The sequence below is a fragment of the Leptothoe spongobia TAU-MAC 1115 genome, from assembly GCF_018739885.1.
Lineage (GTDB): Bacteria > Cyanobacteriota > Cyanobacteriia > Phormidesmidales > Phormidesmidaceae > Leptothoe > Leptothoe spongobia.
In genome coordinates, this window is sequence record NZ_JADOES010000006.1 from 88,070 (window position 1) to 107,562 (window position 19,493).

Sequence of the window (19,493 nt, forward strand, 5' to 3'; positions counted from 1 at the left end):
CGACGTGTCAACAATTAGCTGCGTTCGGGAGTCCCCCCCCCAAGCTGGAGTCTGAGGCGTTCTTTGATGACTACATCGCGAATACGCAGCATTACGATCGTAAACTGTAATTTCTGTTGAGGGCTATGGAGACGTTTGTCAGCCCAAATTCTAAAGAAGCTTCTAAAAGGGGGCCTTAGGTAATCAACCAAATCTTTAACGGCATCCCATCGAGAGGTCCAACTTCTCTTGGCTAAATCATATCTACCGCCCGTGATACGGATGGCACGCTTTTTGACATCGGCCCAGGAATACCTTGCTGGATGGCGAATGCACACATCATCATCATACACCTGTTCATACCCATTGTCGTAAACTCGTTTTCCCCATTGTCGATCCCCAGCAGACTTGAGGTTTTCATCAAAGCCACCGACTTTATCTATAACAGAGCGAAATGTGAATAGATTGGCCGTTGCCCCAAAATGGCTGTCCTTGACGAAATCTTCTTGGGGGAAGCCCATGGTCAGGCTATCGTACAGTTCAAAGGATTTGGGTTGCTTCGGATCTCTGTAAAACAGCTCTATGCGGCCAGCGACTAGGCCAATATTTGGCCGCTGGGTTAATGTGGATACCCCCTTTTCTAGCCAGTTGGGCTGGGGGATACAATCGGCATCTGTAAAGGCAATAATGTCACCTTTAGCGATGCTTAAACCTTTGTTTCTGGCGATGTAGGAGCCTGGTGTGGACTCGTGGGCCAGGGTTACCTGCTCAAACTGATTCGTAACCTTACTAATGTCTTCTTCCGAGTTATTGTCAACGACAATAATCTCATAGCGATCCTTTGCATAGGTTTGTTTGCTTAGGGCTGGCAGGCAAACCTTTAAAAAGTCACTGTCATTGTAAACAGGAATAATAATAGAAACAAAAGGAGTTTGTTTTAGCTCAGTAGTCATAAAAGTAGCTGACGAGTTGAGATTAGATTGATAAGTTAGTAAGCACAAGCTAGATGAATAACGTTTATTCGATAGATAGTTTAGCCTTATTATGCTCCTTCCAATAAAGCTTTAACTCAGTTGTAGCTTTAGAAAATTTGAGAAACATATAAATGAAAATGACACCTATTCTATCCTTTTTGCCGTTAATACCTTGCTCTTTTAGAAATCTGAATAGAAATCTTGCTGGTGGTTTGATGTCGTATATGACTTCTTGCAGCAGGTCTAAAATTGGTTTCTCAGACTTTTTATTGATATAGAAGCCACCTGTATAAACTCGACGTAGCTTCTTGTTGAGTTCCTGAAAGCTAGATCGAGCCGGATGAGCAATTACGATATCAGTGGCATAAATTTGCTGAAAACCTGCCGCATAGACTCGTTCGCCCCAATTACGATCTCCTCCAGACTTAAGAGCTGTGTTGAAAGGCCCGACGATATCAAATATTTTTCGAGTAGTAAATACGTTAGCTGTAGCGCCAAAGTGACGTTCTTTGATGTATGTTTCTTGCTGTAAGAAATATAGGCTGTCGTATAGCTCTGCAGGATTAGGCCTTTCCGGGTCCTTGAAAGAAAATTCGATGTGTCCAGCGATTAAACCACAGTCAGGGTTTTTCAAGATTTGTTCCACACCTTTTTCGATCCAGTTTGATGCTGGAGCACAGTCAGAGTCAGTAAATCCAAGGATTTCTCCTTTGGCAATAGAGAGCCCCTTGTTACGAGCGCTATAAGAACCGACAACACCTTCAAAGGTATAGGTAGCTTGCAAAAACTTCGCGACTGCGGATTTGATATCGTCTGTTGAATTATTATCAATGACGATAACTTCATAGGATGCTTTGGGATATGTCTGATTTTCTAGAATATCCAGACACTTTTCTAGTCGATCGCGATCGTTGTAGACCGGTATGATGATTGAGACAAAAGGGCGAATATTGCTCATCGGTTTGATTCTAATAGAAAAGAGTGATTTGGTCGTAAATCTTGTAATTTGATCGTTACTGTGGAGATAAACGAGATTTATTATTTTCCCTGGAGATATAAAGTAGTTTATTGATAGATCTTGGCTGATAGAGGCTAAGAATTCTGACTAATAAAGTCATAAAGCTCTAGGTCAAAACGACAAATATAATTAATCTTCTCCAAGTTAGCCTGAGATATCTCACGGCTAGATTTGGGATTTTTTCTCTTATGGGGAATTCTGAGTCGTAGATTGTATTTGTTTCTACACTCGGCGACAAAGTCATCTAGCTTCTCTAGGAAGCCAACAGTGTTAAACTTCAATGCATTTTCCTTTGCTGTTTTTAATAATTCCTCACTAGGAGTTATAGCTGATTTGGGATTGCCGGAGAAATATTTGGTATACATATATCCCCAAGATTTGGCACGATCTGAGTCCAGGAACTCTGACAGTTCATCATTGATTCTGCAGTGTTCAGCCTCCTTATATTTGTTAAAGAAGTAGTTGGAAATATATCGTTTGACAGGATGTCTGAGAACGGTAACGTATGCGTACGTGTCTTTCGTGTTTTCCCAGATTTTTTGATTAAACCGAATGTGGCCACTGATGTATTTTGACCCTAAATTCATATGGTATAGGAGCAGGCTTTCACGATAGCGAAAGCAATCGTCATAGCTAAATTCTTTGTGTGTGTCGTCGTAGAGAACTTTTGAAGCTTCATAGGATTCAGATGCTTCAATTTTTACATGTTCTCTGCCGTAATGCCTTTGAAAAGCTGAATCAACGGAAGTTCCTCCTGTTTTAGGAAGATGCATAAAGAATATAGAGGGCTTGGCAGATTTAGATTTAAGTAGTTTTATCTTTCTCATGGTTTGCCTGTCACTAAAGGGTTGCGCAGTGTTATGTATCAATACAATCTGGCTAAGAGGATCTGACAGTGGTGGTTAATATCAGCTTGCAAACCTTAATTTACTGATGATCCTGCCGAAGAAATCGTTGATATAGTGCCAATTAGTACGAATCACACATAGTGGGGAACTATAGCGAGTAGATATTAGAAGAAGCTTTAGCCAGTCACCGTAAGATTTATCTTCGTAATAATATCTAGCAAAGTCTGAATAAATTTCGGAATGAATTTGACTTTGTTTGACATTACCTAACCTTTGCTTGGCTAGAGGGTAGTATTTTCGCAATGCATCGAGGCGATTTGTTATTCTTGGTTCGATGTTTTTGATGGTCATTGCTTGACCACTGTCATGTTTCCGTCTGACAACCGATGCTTGTTCTGTAAAGACTGGTTTAAAGTCCTTGAGAATAGCGCGAGTGTAGAGATCTGTATCTTCTGCCAGCCTTAGATTGTTGTCAAAAATACCGATTTCATCAAGAATATGTTTAGGGAAAATGACGGCAGATGGTGTGGATACAAAACTGCCTCCCGATAATAGATGATGCAATGTTGATGAATATTGAGGTTTAGGTTTTTGGGACTTTTGATATCTAATATCTTTGATGGTTTCCCAAATAAAAATATCACTGACCCCAAAGTGTGTTTGAGTGTCAGTGATATTTTTACTTTTTAGGAGGGCGATTTGCGATCGCAAATGATCTGGCTCCCAAAGATCATCTGAGTCTAAAAAGGCAATAAATTCACCTTTGGCCACAGCGATTCCCTGGTTACGCGCAGCAGAGGCTCCGCCGTTTTCAGAGAGCGTAATCAGGTGAATATCCGTATATTTCTCCCGAATAATTTGGGAGGTGCCATCTTGGGAGTTATCGTCGATGACGATAATTTCTACCATGCCGTCGTATTCTTGAGCGTGCAAGCTGGCCAGAGCTTCCTCCAGCATCGTGATGCGATTATAGGTGGGAATGATCACTGATACGTCAGGGATCAGGGTGCTAGTACTCGACGTCGTCACTATGTTCATAACTAGAGATGATGTTGAATCTGTTGCAAAATCTGAGCTCTGTCGTATCGTTTTGAAGCTACGGTATAGGCGGCATTGCCAAGACGTTGACACAGTTGATCGTTTTGGAGCAGCTCGATGCAGGCATCTGCAAAGGTTTTGGCATGATCACGCAAGAATATAGCTTCTCCATCAACTAGATCTAGACCTTCTGCACCAATGCGAGTAGAAACAATGGGTTTCCGATAAGCGGCGGCTTCAATCAGTTTGACCCGAGTGCCACTACCCGAGAGTATTGGGCAACAGACAACCCGGACCTTTTGATATAGTTCATCAAGATTTTCAACAAATCCGGTAAATTCTACCCCAGGAGGCGGAATCTGATGGCCGCGAATGCTTTCTGGATGAGCCCCTGCAATGATGAGCTTAGATTCTGGCATCACTTGGTGCACATGGGGCCATACCTGTTCAATCAAGAACTCTGCTGCAGTGACGTTGGGCTGATAAGTGTACGAGCCGATGAATAAAAGTGTGGGGGCATTGGTAAGGGGGTGGGGCATCGGCATCGTGATGGCATTGGGGATGGTCACAATGCCTGGTAGCTTGAGCTGCTCTGCTAGATAGGTGCGGTCCTGCTCAGAGCAAATAAATGTTTTTTGGGCTTTACGAATAGCTTTGAGTTCTGCATGTCTAAGACTGGGTAGGTATAAATGGTAACTGCGATCTTTTTTACGGTAGGGTGCTGGTTGTTTTAACTGACGATCGAGGGATATGTGCTCGATGTCGTCCAGGTCAAAGAAGATGGGGGGGAGCTTAGCTTTGGCCAACATGAGTGGACACATGGCCTGTAGCCGGTGGGCAAAAATGGCGTCTGGTTTACGGTCCAAACAGTCTTCTAGCGCCGCTACTTGTCGTTTGCCACTGAGACTAATGTAAGGCTTCTGTTCAAAAAAGTTGAGGGCTCCAGGCAGGTAGTTAGGGCGTCGTAAAAACTGATGTTTGCGCGTTGAGCGATGGCACAAGGTGAGGGTAATATCGGCTTGCCAGTGCTGTGCAAACTCCTGCTCTAGTTTGGCCACATTGGCTTGTGAGATATCAAAGCTGGGGGAGACGTAGTAGAGAAAGTCAATTGATGCCAGACCCTTGATAGCGTCTATAAAAAGACCCATTCGTTTGTAGATGCCATGGATTTTGACACGAAGATCGGTTGGAAAGTTATTAGAAACGAATAGGACTCTCATAGCTCTTAGCTTGTTGAAATGATAGTTAAATCCATGGAGGAACTTTGGATAGTTATCAGGTGCTGAAAGACACAAGATAAGTCTGATGCTTTAGACAATGTGAGTTCCACTCTATTCATATAGCATCCATTCAAATTCACTGTTCTGGAGGGCTTTCTCTACATCACTGAAGTTGTCTACTATTTCAGATAGTTTGAATGGATTAGTTTTTCCATATTGAACAGTGACTGGATGCCGGCTAATGCCTAGAAAATCACAGGCTTTGTGATATCCATCCATGGGGCTCGGTGCTATATTTTCCTCATAGGTTAGACGCAAAACTTTCTTGTCTGCGAGTGCAGAGTCTAGCCTTTGAAAGTGAGTTTGATAATATTGAAGGTGCTCTAGTAGAGATTTTTGAGTGGAATCAATGTTGACGCTGTCAATATTTAGCTTGATCTGATGTAACTTAGCCTTTGTCTCCACTGAATGATGATCGGAGTCATCAATGGTTCTTAAGTTTGCTTTTTTCTTATCAAAAGATACATAGCTAGAAACGATTTTTCGTAAATAGTTTTTTCTTTTGAGGATAATGAAGTGACTAACACCTAGTTCACTAATTTGTTGAATGTAGTTTTGTAGACTGATGTTAGTACGATCTAGATGATAGAATTTGACTTCAAAGCCATAGTATCTTCTGCGGGCTTTGATTTTCTGAGCTTGAATCAGCTTTACGGGATCAATGTCAGGATTTTGACCTTTTCTGAGTGCTTTCTGACCACCCCAATCAACATAGGTGTGGTAGACCTCTCCATCCCAAAGAATTTTCGGACTTTGGTTGAGTAAATCTCCTAATACTGTGCTCCCACTACGTCCAATATGAAACATAGCAATATTGCCAAGGCTAAACTTGTTTAATATAGGAGAGCTAATTGTCTTACCGAACGATTTCAGCATAAGAAATAGAATTAATCTCAGAGATGATAGTTTGGTCTTTTCTACTTAGAGTGAAGATGTATAAAAGTGAACAATCTTTTGGGAGTGATTGCTATTTTTTGAGACTAAGTTCTTATGACTTATAGGTCCTTTTAATAATAGGTCTAGAATAATGCGCTATGTAAAGTTTGTGGACAGTTTATTTTTAGGCTTATAAGACATAAAGTCACTCGAATTAGTCTTTGATGGTTGTCAATTTGGCTTTTGCGATCGCATCCAAAATATACGTCTTCTGGTCATCATCAAAAAGCACAGAAAACTTATCCTTACCCTTTTGATAAACCGGTTTTACAGAATTAGCCTTCCAAGGTTCTCTTGCTAGAGCAATATCCTTAAAGGCATCCTTGCGATCTGTCAATAAATGGGTATGAAGATCGACATTAATAAAATCAGTAAGCTTTTGACTAGCTGAGTCTAGATCATTGACAAGCGTTTCATACTTAATCAACAGGTGGTTGGGTTTATGCAAATGTTTATAGGTATTCTGCACACAGGTTATCCATTTCCGTAAACATCGTTCTATCTCCCACGGTTCTTCCCACTCCAGAGGATATTTGTGGGTGACATCATATAAAGAGGCCACGACATCTGGACCATTGCGGACAATGTGGATAAATAGCGCATCCCTGACGTGGGTTTCAATAAAATCAATGAAATTTACATGGTCAGGTGTCTTTTCCATCCAAATGGATTTTCTCTCTTGTTTTGCAATCCGATCTAACGTTCTAGCAAATACTTGAGTTTGCTGTTGTATGGTCAGAGCATATCTAGGTAAAGCTGATTTGACTATTTGATAGCCTGACTCACCCATGAAGTTGGCAAAACCTGGTCTCGAATATTGAGAAGCCAGGTTAAACCTTTTCTGAAAGTCAGTGCGTCGTTTAAACAAATTGACAAAAAAATGGGACTCAGGAAAAGAAATGATTGAAGGACTTGTCAAAAGTATACTTTGCAGTAGTGTTGTGCCTGAACGGGGACAACCCACAACAAAAACTCTTTTGGGTGATTGAGTGATCGATTTAATCATGTCTAATTCTCAGTCAGCATAGTTTAATTGTCTAAGCAGTTCACCCGCTTCTTGCTCAACCTGCTGCAGTTGCTCACTTGATAATTCTTTCTTCCATCCCCCAATCGAATCAGGCCGCACTTTGGAGACCGCATCATGGAAACGCCGCCGAGATGCATTATCATCAATGTTTAAAAAGTCTAGTAGGAGATCAGTTTCTGATTGGGTATTACTGATAAGATCCTCGTATCGAATTTCATGGTAACGATCCTGCGGGATTTTAACGGCTGCTGCTAAGGCATTCTCTGTGTGCTGTCGCCAAGCCCAGATGCATCGATGGATATCACTGGTTGACTCAAACTCAGCAATGCGTTCTGGCTCTACCCAAAAACGGGCATAGGGGCCATAGGGATAGCCTCCAGGTTCATACTTAGGGGATTTAGCCTGTGCCGCTTGCATCCATGGCTTTTTACTATGGGACAAGGCGGCATCTCGACCATCTCGAATGATGTGTATAAACTGTGCCTTGGGAAATGCTTGATTGAGAAAGTCTATAACAAAACAATTTCGAGGTGTTTTATCGGCAAAGCGTAGGTCTCCATCGGCGTGAATTCTCATGAGCCACGCGTAGACTAGTCGATAAAACCACTTAGTTTTTTGAAAGCCCCACTCTTTTTCGTAAATGCAGCGGGCAGCTGCTTTTGTAGCAATGGGCTCAAAGTGATAAGAAACTTCTGGTAGCTCTCCGATACATGATCCTAGAAACGTTGTCCCAGAGCGAGGAGACCCAATAATAAAGATCGGTTGGCTCAGGTTAGGAAATACCAGATGCCAAAGCCGATTGGCCGACATTTGACGACCTTTGTGTTGATACTTTTTTCGATCAACTGCTGTAGTTTTTTGGACTAAATCTAGTAAGCCTGACCATTGGACGGGCTTAACCTTTTCTCGCGATGGGGGGCTATTAGAAATGATGTTGTTTGAATAATTCATGCATAATTCCTGTGACTCAAAAATAGGATAGGACCTAGTTTGGATGGGAAAATAGTTAAAATAAAAAGTCTCTATCTAAATGAATTTAAATAATCACACAATATTAAATGATTAGATGAGTTGAGAGATTTTAAGTTTCCCTAAGGCATTTATTGGCAATTCTAGTTTTGATTTAAACGAAATGCGATCTTCATTTTTAGATCTGATATCAAGCTAAAATCAAACGCTCTTTTTTTTGCAATGCCAAACTTTTTCTTGAAATCACTGGTAGCTAATTGCCCAATAATCTTCTTTTGATTTAATCCGCCTTCCCGAGGACCGTCATGATTACCATGGCCACAGGCCTTGGCTGCTCCCACATGGGGAAACAGTATAAAATTAAAGTGCTTGTCTTGTTTAATATGTCTGCCTAGGACATTGACAATGTGCCAATTCTCTAGATAGCTGTCGCTACACAATCTATCCAGCCATATGGAAAGATCTGAGGGAACTTCGGTGATAGTTCCTAACTGATTGGGAATCCATTGCTTAGATTTTTGAAATATATTTGAGTCAATTTCAAGCAGCTTCTGAGCTAAACTTTCTTGCTTAAATACTCTACAGGTACCGCACGACGTATTGAAGTGTTTGATAAGGTAAGCAGCCTTATATTCAAGCTGTTCTTCAGATGAAATATCTACTTCAACTTGAAGACCTTTATCGACTAAATAACCATCAATATCTTTATTTCCAAACGTTCCCGTGAGGGAGTTGAGCGCATAGTCAGCCAGCTGAGTATTTACATAGTCATCTGCATCTGCCAACATATATAACCTTGGCTGGAAAATAGCAGTTGCATAGAGAATGCCTAAACTATATTTCAATCCTTTATCAACTTTGGTGTTATTTCTGTCAGGGCTAAAAATTTCAGAGTTTGATACATCTAAAAAGAATACGTTCTGATTGAACCGATCAGCCCAGCTAGGTATCTGACAACAAACCACAATGATTTTGGCATCGTTATATGTTTGATTTTGTAGAGATTCTAGAGTTTGTTTGAGGGCTATTTCTACATGATGGTAGTTGCTAACTTTACTTCGCTGAGGATGAACAACGGGTAAGATGAATACAAAGCTCATAACGTTTAGCCTTTTAGATTTAAGATAAAAACTAAGAAGTTCAGAAGCTGATTTAACTGTTGATAAACGTACCTAAGTTATTCATCCATACAGAACTTTAAGCGTTAGTGATGATATTGATGACCTCTGTCCGGGCTGTATGGAGAGTCTTAACCTTATCCTGCATCTCTGAAAACAGTAGTCTCTGATGCTTTTCCATATTGTTATGGAAGTATTTAATGTGACCAACAACCGTATCCAACTCTAACTTATCTGTCCGAATATTCCAGTCTTCGCAGTGAATAGATGCCATGAAGTCCAAGCATTTAGTTCTATATTCCAACATGATGGTTGGTGTATAGGCGCAGGTTGCGAAAATAGAGGAGTGAAGTCTTTCCCCAATAAAGATGTCCTGTGCTTCCAGGTTGGCAATGGTGTCTTCAATGGGCTTTTTAAATGCTGGATAAATTTGAAATTCGCTCAGATCCGCTTCCCTCGCAATGAGGGTTATCTTTTCTACTTCAACCGCTTTCATTGGGAAGAACGTTACTTTAAAATTTTCTGATTTTAGATAATGTAAGAGCTTGATGTAGAAGTTGTATACTGCTTTTTCATCGCCGCCGTGAAATTTACCATCACGGATCAACAATGAGCCAAGGTTTAAGCCGATAGAACGATTTATTTTTTTGGGCGTTATATAGTTTCTGGCCAAGAGAATAGCGCCGTCTCCGATGACTTTGACTGGCTTATCTAGATCCCAGGAATCTAAATACTGTTTTGAGATTGGACCTCTGACACCTAAGAAATCACTTCTATTGAGGATTTCTTTCCAGGGTTGAATATTTGTCTTTATGCCAAACCGTTCCCACATGGCAATGTCACCGACACCAGTGCCGAAGACGATAAATTTAGAGTTTGGATATTTGGCTTGAAGCTTTCTGATACGCTTTAAGTGCTCAGAAACTTGTTTGATTAACGTTCCTCCGCCTAAAAAATAGGCCTTATATCCGAGTAGTTTTTCGGCGTAGGGCATTAAGGGCCCCATTTGCATGGGGCTGTAAAGGCGGAGTCGATGATTGAAATGAGAGTAAATGACTTTGGCTAAAATTTCATCACCGAGATTTCCTCTACCTACAAGGCCAACGTAGCGCGTTGACACCTTGCCATACTGCCTTATGTATTCTAAATCTTCTAATATAGGTTGCGTGTTCATTGTTTCTTATGTAGGTGTGTGAGGCAACATAGGCTTTGATTTTTTAAGTTAATAACCTAGCTGCTTTAATAAGCCGCCTGATCTAAAATTCAATAACATTCCCAGTAACGGATCTAATTTCTTTTTGCCTAACCCAACACGTGATTGGTAAAGTGCCGATGTTTCACCGGATTCTTTACGCCGTGACTCAGTTAAATTGCTTGTATAGCAACCTTTCTCAAGTACGATAGGATCCCAAGGCTCAGTCAAATATTCAAATAGAAGTTTGCAATTTTCCTCAGGTTCTTTTACAAGATCCTCATACCGAATTTCAAAATATTGATCATTAGGGAGAGATTGACCAAAATCTCTTACATGTTTTATGCTCTCGGCCCAGACTTTTGTCGAATTTACAGCTTTTTTATAGCCCCATCTATCTAAGTGAGATAGTGTTACGTCATATCCATTTCGGATTACATGAACTATTTGTAGATCGGGATATAGTGTATGAATAAAGTCAAGTTTGAATGCATAGCTTGGGGTTTTTTCTGCCCATCTTTTTTTTCCTTGCTTTTGAGCATACTCAGACTTAAAGGTGTCAAAGAAGTCAGCTATTTTCTCATTCCAATAATCTTTTGTGAAATCATATCGCTCTATTCTTTCCCAATGTTGATCAACGATTTTTGAAAGATCTTTGAGGAAGTGAGTTTCCGCTCCACAGGCTATATTTGGATGTGCATTGATAATGCTGCGAGTCAGAGTTGTACCAGATCGAGGACAGCCAACGATGAAAATTGGTCCACTATTTTGCATGATTCATAACCTCTGCTGAATTTAGATTGTTTAATTTTTTATCGGCCAAATATTTTTATGTTGGTCTTATTGCTTTCGCGCTTATTAATAACCTGTATTAGGTATTGCTTTGTTTCTGAGCGCATCCAACATTTCAGGTACTTCTAGATTGGCACCATCGTGGCAATCAAAGGCCAGCCCCACCAAGGTAGATTGTTTGTGCCATCTGAATACCCCATGTTTCGACATACATCTGCATTAAAGAACTTTAGTGAGCGCTGCCCATCTCAAACTGCATTTGGTGATATTTCCAAAGCTTGCCTTGTTCTTTGAGCAAGTCCTGATAATTGCCTTGTTCTACAATCCGTCCTTTCTCCATGACGACTACCTTGTCTGCATTGGAAATGGTGGATAGTCGGTGGGCAATGGCGATAACGGTTCGTCCTTTGGAGAGTCTTTCTAGTGAATCTTGGATCAGCTTTTCTGTGACTGAATCTAGGGCACTGGTGGCTTCATCTAGGATGAGGATTTCAGGATTACGGAGTAGGGCACGTGCGATCGCAATCCGTTGACGTTGCCCTCCTGATAGTCTAAGCCCACGATTTCCTAGCATTGTTTCAAATCCGTTTGGTAACTCTTGGATAAACTCCAATGCATTGGCTGCCTTGGCCGCCTCAATAATATCGGTGTCGCTGGCGTTTTCAACACCGTATACCAGGTTCTCTGCTACGGTCGTGTTGAAGATAAAGGTATCTTGGCTAACGATGGCCATCCGTTGTCTAAACGAAGTGATTTTTAGTTTGTTTAGCTCTTCACCATCAACCAGAATTTGCCCCCCTGTTGGATCATAGAATCGTGGGAGCAAATCTGCCAGTGTGGTTTTACCAGCGCCTGAAGCACCCACAAGTGCCGTTGTTTCCCCACGTTTAATCGAGAGCGTAATGTCGTGTAGAATCGGCTCACCAGGGTTATAGGAAAAGTCAACTGAGACAAAGTCAATTGAACGCTTTAACCCCTGAAAAACTTTATGCCCATCTTGAAAGTAGGGTTTGTCATCTTTTCTGAGTAGATCAGTGACAGCATGCAATGCTCCTTGGGATGAGATAAAGCCTACCCTAGTACCATTCAGAGAGGAGACTAATGGTGTGGTACGAATGAGGACAAATAAGAAGGTCAGTAGTTCCGCTGCTTTGAGTCGACCTGTGGAGATTAGCAAACTGTAGGATATAACCACCATACCGACTAACAGCGTCACCCCAAGTCCCTCGATCAGAGGTCTCACTAATGCCGAGAGTTTGACTACCTTAATCTGGGCATTGTGAATTGTCTGGGCAGCAGTGTAGAATCGCTTACGCTCAAATTCCTGAGTGCCCGAGGCATGGACCGTGCGAATACCGTTAACGAATGCTAGCGCACGAGACGTAAACGCTTTGTTAGCCTTCGGGACATCAAAGCTAGCCTCTCTCACTCTGGCTGTTAGAGACGTCAACCCAACCGACATTAGACCAAAAACCAGGGTGGAAATCAAAAATAACTGCCATGATAGCAGTAGCATTGACACCAAATAGGCTAAGACTTTAGAGCCATGTACGATGGATGTTGAAAGGACATTAAAGGCTTGCTGGACCTGGTTAACTTCACCCCGGATGGTGCTCATTAAGGCCCCAGGGCTCACGGTGGTGTAGTAGCTTAGCCTGAAGCTTTCTAACTGGTCGAATATCCTACCGCGCAGTTGATTGACCAGCTTCAAAGAAGACTTTTTAGCGTAGATTGTGCTTAGATAGTCAAAACTTGCCCGTAGCCATACCCCAACTAACAGGAGTCCAGAAAGCCTATAAATTCTGTCTGTGGCGGAGGCTTGAGTCCCAAGAAATATGGTGTCAAACCATTGAATTCCCGTCTGAATAGGCGGTTCGCCCGGATTGGTAAGTCCCTGCAAAAAGGACGCAATAAATCCAACCGTCATCCCTTCAAAAGCCGCTGCTACTAAAGCAAAAAAGATAGCTAAGAAGACAACCCTTTTAAAGTATTTAAATTCTCTAAGGATTAGATGATTCTCTTTCCAAAATTGGGTTGTTTTAACTAGTGTACGGAGGGCACCGGGCAGCTTCATTTTCATAGAGTAAAGATATAGAATACTTGACAATTAGTTCACAACCCACAAACGTTAGTCTAAGCCCGTACGCATGACATTATAGTTTTCCTGACATAGAGCCGCTTTCGGGAAAGCTGAGAGATGCCGGAAGTAGACTCGTAACTTCATCTCAGCTACACGATCTGATCAAGATTGTTAACGCTATCAAAATATTGATTTTGACGCACTACCATACCCAGTGTCTTGTTATGTCAAAACATCAGTTTGCCTCATCAGATTGATAATAAAAGCCTTTCTCGATTCCTTAGGGAACTAAATCAAGATATTAACAATAAGCCTGCTGTATACATCGCTCCAGTCAATGTACGCAACAGGCTGTTAATTTAGTTACCTATGATACCTAGATGAGAGTTCTCTAGAAATCAATTGGATTATCGTCTCATGGACCCCAGCACAATTTCTGGACGGGGAGCACCAAATCGAGGTTCAAGTCCTAGCTTAATTTTGACCAATTGCTTAAAGGCCAACAGCAGAAATAGAGGAATAGTCTTTGCATAACGCTTCCAGAGCCTTCTTGGTTCTTGGACTAAGCGATATAACCACTCTAAACCATTTTTTTGAACCCAAACGGGAGCCCATTTCTGTTGGCCAGCAAAAACAGGAAAGACTCCACCTAGACCCACCATAACGGCCTTTACTCGACCTTTGTGATTGTACATCCACCATTCTTGCTTGGGGCAACCTAAGGCTACGAGGACCAAACCCGCACCGCTACTATTCAATCGTTGAACTAGAGATTCATCTTCTTCTATGGTCAACGGGCGAAATGGAGGAGATTCCATGCCCACAACTTTCAAATCCGGAAACTCTTTGTTCAGGCGTTGCTCCATGCTCCACAACACGTCAGGTGTTGATCCCAGGAAGAAGACACTGATGTTTTCCTGGGTGGCTTTCTCACAAAGACTCAACAGAATGTCCATACCAGCAACGCGCTCCTGTTGCCGTTTCCTCAATCTGCTTGTGATCCATACTAAGGGCATGCCATCAGGTGTAAGCATGTCAGCCCGATGCAAGACTCGTGCGAACTTTTTGTTGCACTTTGCCTCGACCAGCATGTGTACATTGGCCACACATACGGCTTTGCTCAATCGTTGACGCGCCCATCCCACCATGGTGTCAACTTGTGTTTCAAATGATTCTGCGGTGACCGGAAATCCGATTACATTCTGCGTTTCCAGCTTCTTTGTGCTCTTCTGCCAAAGGCTAGTAAGACTAGACCTAGTTGAATACAGCATAATAATTCTCGAATTTGTTGAGGTCGGTTAACGAAAATACTTTGGTATGAGATGCCACTGTATAGGAGCTGTCAATCGCATCGGCCATTGGGGTATAACCCTTTTACCCAGGTTCAACAATGTACTTGTTAACCCACTAGCCTTAGAGTAATAGGTCCGACATCACGATCTCAGCTCTGAAAGAGCACATGCGTATAACAATTTTTGTATTGCTGTAGGGGATAGATTCCGGGAAAATTTGTGTAGAATAAACGGACACTAGGGGTGGCATCCATGTACTTAACTCAATAAGTACAAACGACCGGAGAAGTAGTGTCTATTTTCCATACATACAAGCTTCGGATAATCTGTTTAGCTTTTACCCACAGCGAGTTGGAAACACACAGGCAAAGTCACCTGAAACAAAACCCTAAACTAGTTCAATTTTTCAAAACTTTGGGGTGTGTTGGAGACTTTCCTAACTAAACCTTGGTCACGTCCATAACGGCTATTTTCCCATAGAGGAAACGGTAGTTTCAAATGGAACGTGATTAAAGATAGATGCGGCGGTAAATGGGAAACTCATTGATTCAAGCAAGAACTTAAACCAAACACTGCCAAGCTGTTGTCTTTGAGATCGTAATCAGAGAGAACACTTAGCCCACAAGGGAAAACAATTCAACCTTATTTGTTGTGCAACACACACCCTTCATGTTGCACAGCATAGACGAATATTTTTGATTTGTCGACTAGCTGAGCAAAGAAATTGGCTGAACCCATGTAAAAACCTATATTGTGCTCATGTTTAGCTTCCATGTGAGATAGGTATTTTCCGTACGGATTGAGTAAATAGCTGCTTTATGAATTTAACAAATGCAGCCCTATAACTAGTTCTCTAGGTAAAAATGCTATCCGACTTTATTTAGAATCTTTAAAAAGTCGTTGAAAAAATGTTTGAATCGGGTAAACGGGGTGGTCCAATTAAAGGACTGCACCAAAACTAAGCTGATTTGCTGAAGACAATGGTGAAAATGTAATCTCCAAGGCTAGCCAGTCTTGTATGAATCACAATCGTCCTACAACATAAGCAGTCTACTCATGTTGCTTCGTTCCTTGCCCCCGTCACAACTAGCCTTTGCCTTTGTTGCCCTAGCAGCAATTACTTCATCATCATTACCAGCCGCCGCTCAGTTACCGCCTCTACCTGGTAATAATGGGACCAACAATGCGGCTTCAGCACCTTTGCCTAACATTGCTCCTCCTGCTGAAACGGCCTATACCCTGGGAGCTGGTGATGTCGTGCATGTCGATATATTTAAGGTGTCACAATATAGCGGCGAGAGTGAAGTTGCAGTAGATGGCATATTGAATTTGCCATTGGTGGGGCCAGTGAATGTTGCAGGACTGACCATCGACGAGACAACAGACCTACTTTCCAGTAAATACGGTCAATATCTCAGACGCCCTTTAGTCACCCTGACCTTACGTAATCGACGTCCATTGCAGGTGGGTATTTCCGGTGAGATTGATAGCCCTGGTGCCTATACCCTTACCCAAACAGGTACCCAGGCCCCCCGATTGACCCAACTCCTAGAGCGGGCGGGTGGTGTTACTCAAGTGGCTGATATTCGTCAAATTCAGATTCAGCGTCCTGGCCGGGATGGTCGTCAGCAAACATTTACGATTGACCTCTGGCAGCTGTTAGAAACCGGTAATTCTCAGTACGATATATCTCTTAGGGATGGAGATTCGATCTTTATTCCCACAGGCACTGTATCCCTTCAAGACTCTACACTGCTGGCAGATGCTAGTTTTGCGGCCAGCGTCAGCGAAGCAATTAATGTAGCTGTCATTGGTGAAGTGTATCGACCTGGCCCTTATACAATCCGGGGTGGTCAGGCAACTACTAGGGATGCTGGAGTTCCTGGTTCATCCTCTGGTTCGAATACACCCACTACGGTTACCCGAGCCTTGCAGGTAGCCGGGGGGATCAGACCCCGAGCTGATATTCGTAAGGTACAGGTGGTGCGACCTACTCGTACAGGGGGATCTCAAGTTATTGATGTGGACTTGTGGAAGCTCCTGGAAGTGGGTGATGTTTATCAGGACGTGGTGCTCCAGCCGAACGATACTATTTTTGTTCCCACAGCTATTGCATTGAATCCTGAAGAAGTCCCCACGGTTTTAGGCTCTAGTATTTCCCCCAACTCTATTCGAGTCAATATTGTGGGTGAAGTAACTCGTTCAGGAACAATGGAGCTAGATCCCAATACATCCTTGAGTCAAGCCATCCTGGCGGCCGGTGGATTTAATCGCCGTGCCCGTGAAAAGGATGCTGAACTGATCCGATTGAATCCAGATGGCACCGTTGTTCGCAGGAAGATTCCAGTTGACTTCGCTGGAGGAATCAATGATGAAAATAATCCTATTCTGCAGAATAACGATGTGATCATTGTCAATCCATCGGCATTGGCGCGTATTAGTGACGACATTGGAACTGTTCTAGGGCCAGTTGGACAAGTGATAACTAATGTCTTTTCACCCCTAAGGTTCCTCAATATTCTTGATTAAGCACAAGCCCTGTATAGCTCGGCACATTCATCTCCACACTCTACTGCCAACTTCTATATATTTATCTTTTAATCTATGAGAGCTGATACCGTCCCCTCATCATCAACTTGGATAGCCCCCGAGAGGTTCACCCCAGCAGAAGACGAAGGCGGTCTAAATGTGGGTGCCTTATTTAAAACACTGCAGCGTAAGTGGTGGATAATTGCAGGAATGACTGCAGTTAGTATGGGCTTGGCTGCTGCCAGGGTGCTTACTGAGAAACCGATCTATAATGGCACCTTTGAAATTTTAGTCAAGGCCCAAAGTACTGAGACAGAAGTTATCTCCAACGTTCCTGAGACAATCACGAGTCAGGATCAAGATGCTGTTAATAAGGACTTGCTCAAGATTTTAACTGGACCTGCGGTATTGCAGCCTGTGATTGAAGGGATCAAAGAACGATATCCTAACTATTGTCCTGCCACACCAGCTAACTCAGAGTCAAGTGATTCACTGGAGTTCAGTTATGACCCCTGCTATCAGATTTTGGTGAGCCGCCTACGGGTAAATCAGTTCGGTAAAGGCTCAGACATTATCCGAGTAACCTTGCAAGATCCCGATCCTCAAACAGTTCAGGTGGTCTTAAATCTGGTATCTCAAGCCTATCTTACCTACAGTCTTGAATCGAAACAGGCCGATATTCGTCGAGCTATGGAGTTTGTGGAGCAAAAACTGCCAGATTTGACGAATAAGGTAGAGTCATTACAAGATGAATTGCAATCTTTGCGGCTAGATTACAATATTATTGATCCAGATTCTCGTGGCTCGCAGCTGTCGGGTCAAGTGAATACTTTTTCTAAGCAACAGCTCGATTTAGAAATCGAGCTGGAACAAAATCGTGCAACTTATGAAAGTCTACGTGGCCAGTTAGGGGCGGGACAAGAGCAGGCATCTTCTGCCGCTTTGGAGGCAAATCCAAGATACCAATCCCTGTTAAATTCTTTACTACAGCTAGATACCCAAATTGCAGAGGCATCTACACTTTATTTGGACGGTAGTCCTGATATGGAGATCCTCAAGGAACAGCGTGAGAATTTGCTGGTACTGTTAGAGGAACAAGGTGAACAATCTCAGCGAGATTTGCTTAACCAAATGAGAGCTTTAGAAGCTCGCGAGCAGTCTCTAAATCAGACATTACAGGGACTCAGCTCAGATGTGGATGAACTCTCAGGTATTTCCCGCGAATATGTTGATATTCAGCGGGAATTAGGGATTGCAACAGAGAACCTAAACCAGTTCTTGGCTAAGCAAGCGGCGTTAGAAATTGATTCAGCTCAACGTGAAATTCCATGGGAAATTGTAACCCCTACTACCAAACCACGGGCTCAGTCTATAAGTTTGACGCAAGACTTGATTATTGGTGGAGTGTTAGGACTTTTGCTAGGGTCAGTACTTGCATTACTGCTGGATAAATCAACCGGAGTTCTATATTTAGAGAAAGATATTCAGCGTACTATGCAGCTGCCAATCTTAGGTAAAATTCCGACACCTCAAACCACTATACCTACGGTATTGGATCCCGCTAAAGCACTGCAGCTAGCTAATGGTGATGTCAAGAAGGGGGCTACCGATCATGGAAGCAGTGTCATAATTGACGATCCGTTTATGGAAGCATTTCGCTCTCTCTATACCAACCTAAGATTGAGCAGCTCTGATCAACCCCTCAAATCGGTGGTGGTGAGTTCTATCATGGATAAAGAAGGTAAGTCGGTGGCAGCCATACATCTGGCAGAAGCAGCTGCACTTTTAGGTCAGCGAGTTTTATTAGTAGATACTAACCTGCGAGATCCAAAGATCCATAGTTATCTCAAGTTACCAAATGATGCTGGTTTGACGGATTTGGCCTTAAGCGATGCCAATGAGTTGACTAAAAGTACATTTCTCCATGAGCCTATTGATGGACTTAAAGTACTCTGCGCGGGAACAAAAGGCCATGATGCCGGTCATATACTAACAACCAAGCGAGTTCAAAAGCTAATTCAGCAGCTTAAGCCCAGATTTGACCTGGTTGTGTTTGATTCACCATCACTTCTTGGCCAGTCAGATGCTTATTTAGTTGCAGAACAAGTGGATGGTATGTTGATTGTTGCCCGTCCTGGTCAGCTGAAACAGAATTTACTTGATCAAGCCATGGACCAGCTGCGAATTGCCAATGTTAATGTCTTTGGTGTCGCTATTCGAGAAAGCTAAATACTGGACGGCTAAAGTTGATGGCTCCTTAACGGCGTTGTTATCGTACCTTAGTATCAGGCTTTTAGATATGGGGAGAGTATTGCTAGATGTTGGCAATACTCTCCTTAAATGTATAAAGGTGCTAAATCACGTTCAAAATCGTTGTTTTGCTTTGGAAAAAACGACAATTCTAAACGTGGACAAGATTTA

General features: G+C 42.4%; 15 protein-coding genes. 2 read left to right on the top strand and 13 right to left on the bottom strand.

Annotated elements, in window-relative coordinates; all coding sequences use genetic code 11:
- Positions 1 to 14: 14 nt before the first annotated feature.
- From IXB50_RS04835 to IXB50_RS04895, 13 genes are all read right to left on the bottom strand, one after another.
- Entirely contained in the window at positions 15 to 932 is a 918-nt protein-coding gene (locus tag IXB50_RS04835; protein WP_215607814.1) for a glycosyltransferase, read from the bottom strand.
- 64 nt (positions 933 to 996) lie between these two features.
- Positions 997 to 1,911 carry a glycosyltransferase gene (locus IXB50_RS04840; protein ID WP_215607815.1) on the bottom strand — a complete coding sequence of 305 codons (915 nt, stop codon included), beginning with the start codon at positions 1,909 to 1,911 and terminating at the stop codon, positions 997 to 999.
- Positions 1,912 to 2,045: 134 nt separating this feature from the next.
- Positions 2,046 to 2,798: a sulfotransferase family 2 domain-containing protein gene (locus IXB50_RS04845; protein ID WP_215607816.1), complete on the bottom strand. Its 753-nt coding sequence runs from the start codon at positions 2,796 to 2,798 to the stop codon at positions 2,046 to 2,048.
- 81 nt (positions 2,799 to 2,879) lie between these two features.
- The gene (locus tag IXB50_RS04850; protein ID WP_215607817.1) at positions 2,880 to 3,857 is read right to left on the bottom strand and encodes a glycosyltransferase family 2 protein; all 978 of its coding nucleotides are present in this window, start codon (positions 3,855 to 3,857) and stop codon (positions 2,880 to 2,882) included.
- 2 nt (positions 3,858 to 3,859) lie between these two features.
- Positions 3,860 to 5,077, bottom strand: coding sequence for a glycosyltransferase (locus IXB50_RS04855; RefSeq protein ID WP_215607818.1), 1,218 nt, complete (start codon positions 5,075 to 5,077; stop codon positions 3,860 to 3,862).
- 111 nt (positions 5,078 to 5,188) lie between these two features.
- Positions 5,189 to 5,944 (bottom strand): hypothetical protein, encoded by a 756-nt coding sequence (locus IXB50_RS04860; RefSeq protein ID WP_215607819.1) that lies wholly within the window; start codon positions 5,942 to 5,944, stop codon positions 5,189 to 5,191.
- 283 nt (positions 5,945 to 6,227) lie between these two features.
- Entirely contained in the window at positions 6,228 to 7,079 is an 852-nt protein-coding gene (locus IXB50_RS04865) for a sulfotransferase family protein (protein WP_215607820.1), read from the bottom strand.
- Positions 7,080 to 7,088: 9 nt separating this feature from the next.
- Complete coding sequence (locus IXB50_RS04870) at positions 7,089 to 8,051, bottom strand: sulfotransferase family protein (RefSeq protein ID WP_215607821.1); 963 nt, start codon at positions 8,049 to 8,051, stop codon at positions 7,089 to 7,091.
- Between the two features lie 161 nt (positions 8,052 to 8,212).
- Positions 8,213 to 9,169, bottom strand: a complete 957-nt coding sequence (locus IXB50_RS04875) for a hypothetical protein (RefSeq protein WP_215607822.1) — start codon at positions 9,167 to 9,169, stop codon at positions 8,213 to 8,215.
- Between the two features lie 97 nt (positions 9,170 to 9,266).
- Positions 9,267 to 10,361 carry a polysaccharide pyruvyl transferase family protein gene (locus tag IXB50_RS04880; protein ID WP_215607823.1) on the bottom strand — a complete coding sequence of 365 codons (1,095 nt, stop codon included), beginning with the start codon at positions 10,359 to 10,361 and terminating at the stop codon, positions 9,267 to 9,269.
- A gap of 48 nt (positions 10,362 to 10,409) precedes the next feature.
- Entirely contained in the window at positions 10,410 to 11,153 is a 744-nt protein-coding gene (locus tag IXB50_RS04885; protein WP_215607824.1) for a sulfotransferase family protein, read from the bottom strand.
- 247 nt (positions 11,154 to 11,400) lie between these two features.
- Positions 11,401 to 13,251, bottom strand: a complete 1,851-nt coding sequence (hepA, locus tag IXB50_RS04890; protein ID WP_215607825.1) for a heterocyst formation ABC transporter subunit HepA — start codon at positions 13,249 to 13,251, stop codon at positions 11,401 to 11,403.
- Between the two features lie 407 nt (positions 13,252 to 13,658).
- Entirely contained in the window at positions 13,659 to 14,522 is an 864-nt protein-coding gene (locus tag IXB50_RS04895) for a WecB/TagA/CpsF family glycosyltransferase (RefSeq protein WP_215607826.1), read from the bottom strand.
- 1,077 nt (positions 14,523 to 15,599) lie between these two features.
- On the opposite strand from IXB50_RS04895, the gene IXB50_RS04900 reads away from it, so the two are divergent.
- Both IXB50_RS04900 and IXB50_RS04905 read left to right on the top strand, forming a co-directional pair.
- Positions 15,600 to 17,072, top strand: a complete 1,473-nt coding sequence (locus tag IXB50_RS04900; RefSeq protein ID WP_215607827.1) for a polysaccharide biosynthesis/export family protein — start codon at positions 15,600 to 15,602, stop codon at positions 17,070 to 17,072.
- 75 nt (positions 17,073 to 17,147) lie between these two features.
- Entirely contained in the window at positions 17,148 to 19,301 is a 2,154-nt protein-coding gene (locus IXB50_RS04905) for a polysaccharide biosynthesis tyrosine autokinase (RefSeq protein ID WP_215607828.1), read from the top strand.
- Positions 19,302 to 19,493: the final 192 nt, after the last annotated feature.

Coding starts and splice junctions, on each gene's coding strand:
- IXB50_RS04835 (WP_215607814.1), bottom strand. CDS start 932: ATGACTACTGAGCTAAAACAAACTCCTTTTGTTTCTATTATTATTCCT.
- IXB50_RS04840 (WP_215607815.1), bottom strand. CDS start 1,911: ATGAGCAATATTCGCCCTTTTGTCTCAATCATCATACCGGTCTACAAC.
- IXB50_RS04845 (WP_215607816.1), bottom strand. CDS start 2,798: ATGAGAAAGATAAAACTACTTAAATCTAAATCTGCCAAGCCCTCTATA.
- IXB50_RS04850 (WP_215607817.1), bottom strand. CDS start 3,857: ATGAACATAGTGACGACGTCGAGTACTAGCACCCTGATCCCTGACGTA.
- IXB50_RS04855 (WP_215607818.1), bottom strand. CDS start 5,077: ATGAGAGTCCTATTCGTTTCTAATAACTTTCCAACCGATCTTCGTGTC.
- IXB50_RS04860 (WP_215607819.1), bottom strand. CDS start 5,944: ATGTTTCATATTGGACGTAGTGGGAGCACAGTATTAGGAGATTTACTC.
- IXB50_RS04865 (WP_215607820.1), bottom strand. CDS start 7,079: ATGATTAAATCGATCACTCAATCACCCAAAAGAGTTTTTGTTGTGGGT.
- IXB50_RS04870 (WP_215607821.1), bottom strand. CDS start 8,051: ATGAATTATTCAAACAACATCATTTCTAATAGCCCCCCATCGCGAGAA.
- IXB50_RS04875 (WP_215607822.1), bottom strand. CDS start 9,169: ATGAGCTTTGTATTCATCTTACCCGTTGTTCATCCTCAGCGAAGTAAA.
- IXB50_RS04880 (WP_215607823.1), bottom strand. CDS start 10,361: ATGAACACGCAACCTATATTAGAAGATTTAGAATACATAAGGCAGTAT.
- IXB50_RS04885 (WP_215607824.1), bottom strand. CDS start 11,153: ATGCAAAATAGTGGACCAATTTTCATCGTTGGCTGTCCTCGATCTGGT.
- hepA (WP_215607825.1), bottom strand. CDS start 13,251: ATGAAAATGAAGCTGCCCGGTGCCCTCCGTACACTAGTTAAAACAACC.
- IXB50_RS04895 (WP_215607826.1), bottom strand. CDS start 14,522: ATGCTGTATTCAACTAGGTCTAGTCTTACTAGCCTTTGGCAGAAGAGC.
- IXB50_RS04900 (WP_215607827.1), top strand. CDS start 15,600: ATGTTGCTTCGTTCCTTGCCCCCGTCACAACTAGCCTTTGCCTTTGTT.
- IXB50_RS04905 (WP_215607828.1), top strand. CDS start 17,148: ATGAGAGCTGATACCGTCCCCTCATCATCAACTTGGATAGCCCCCGAG.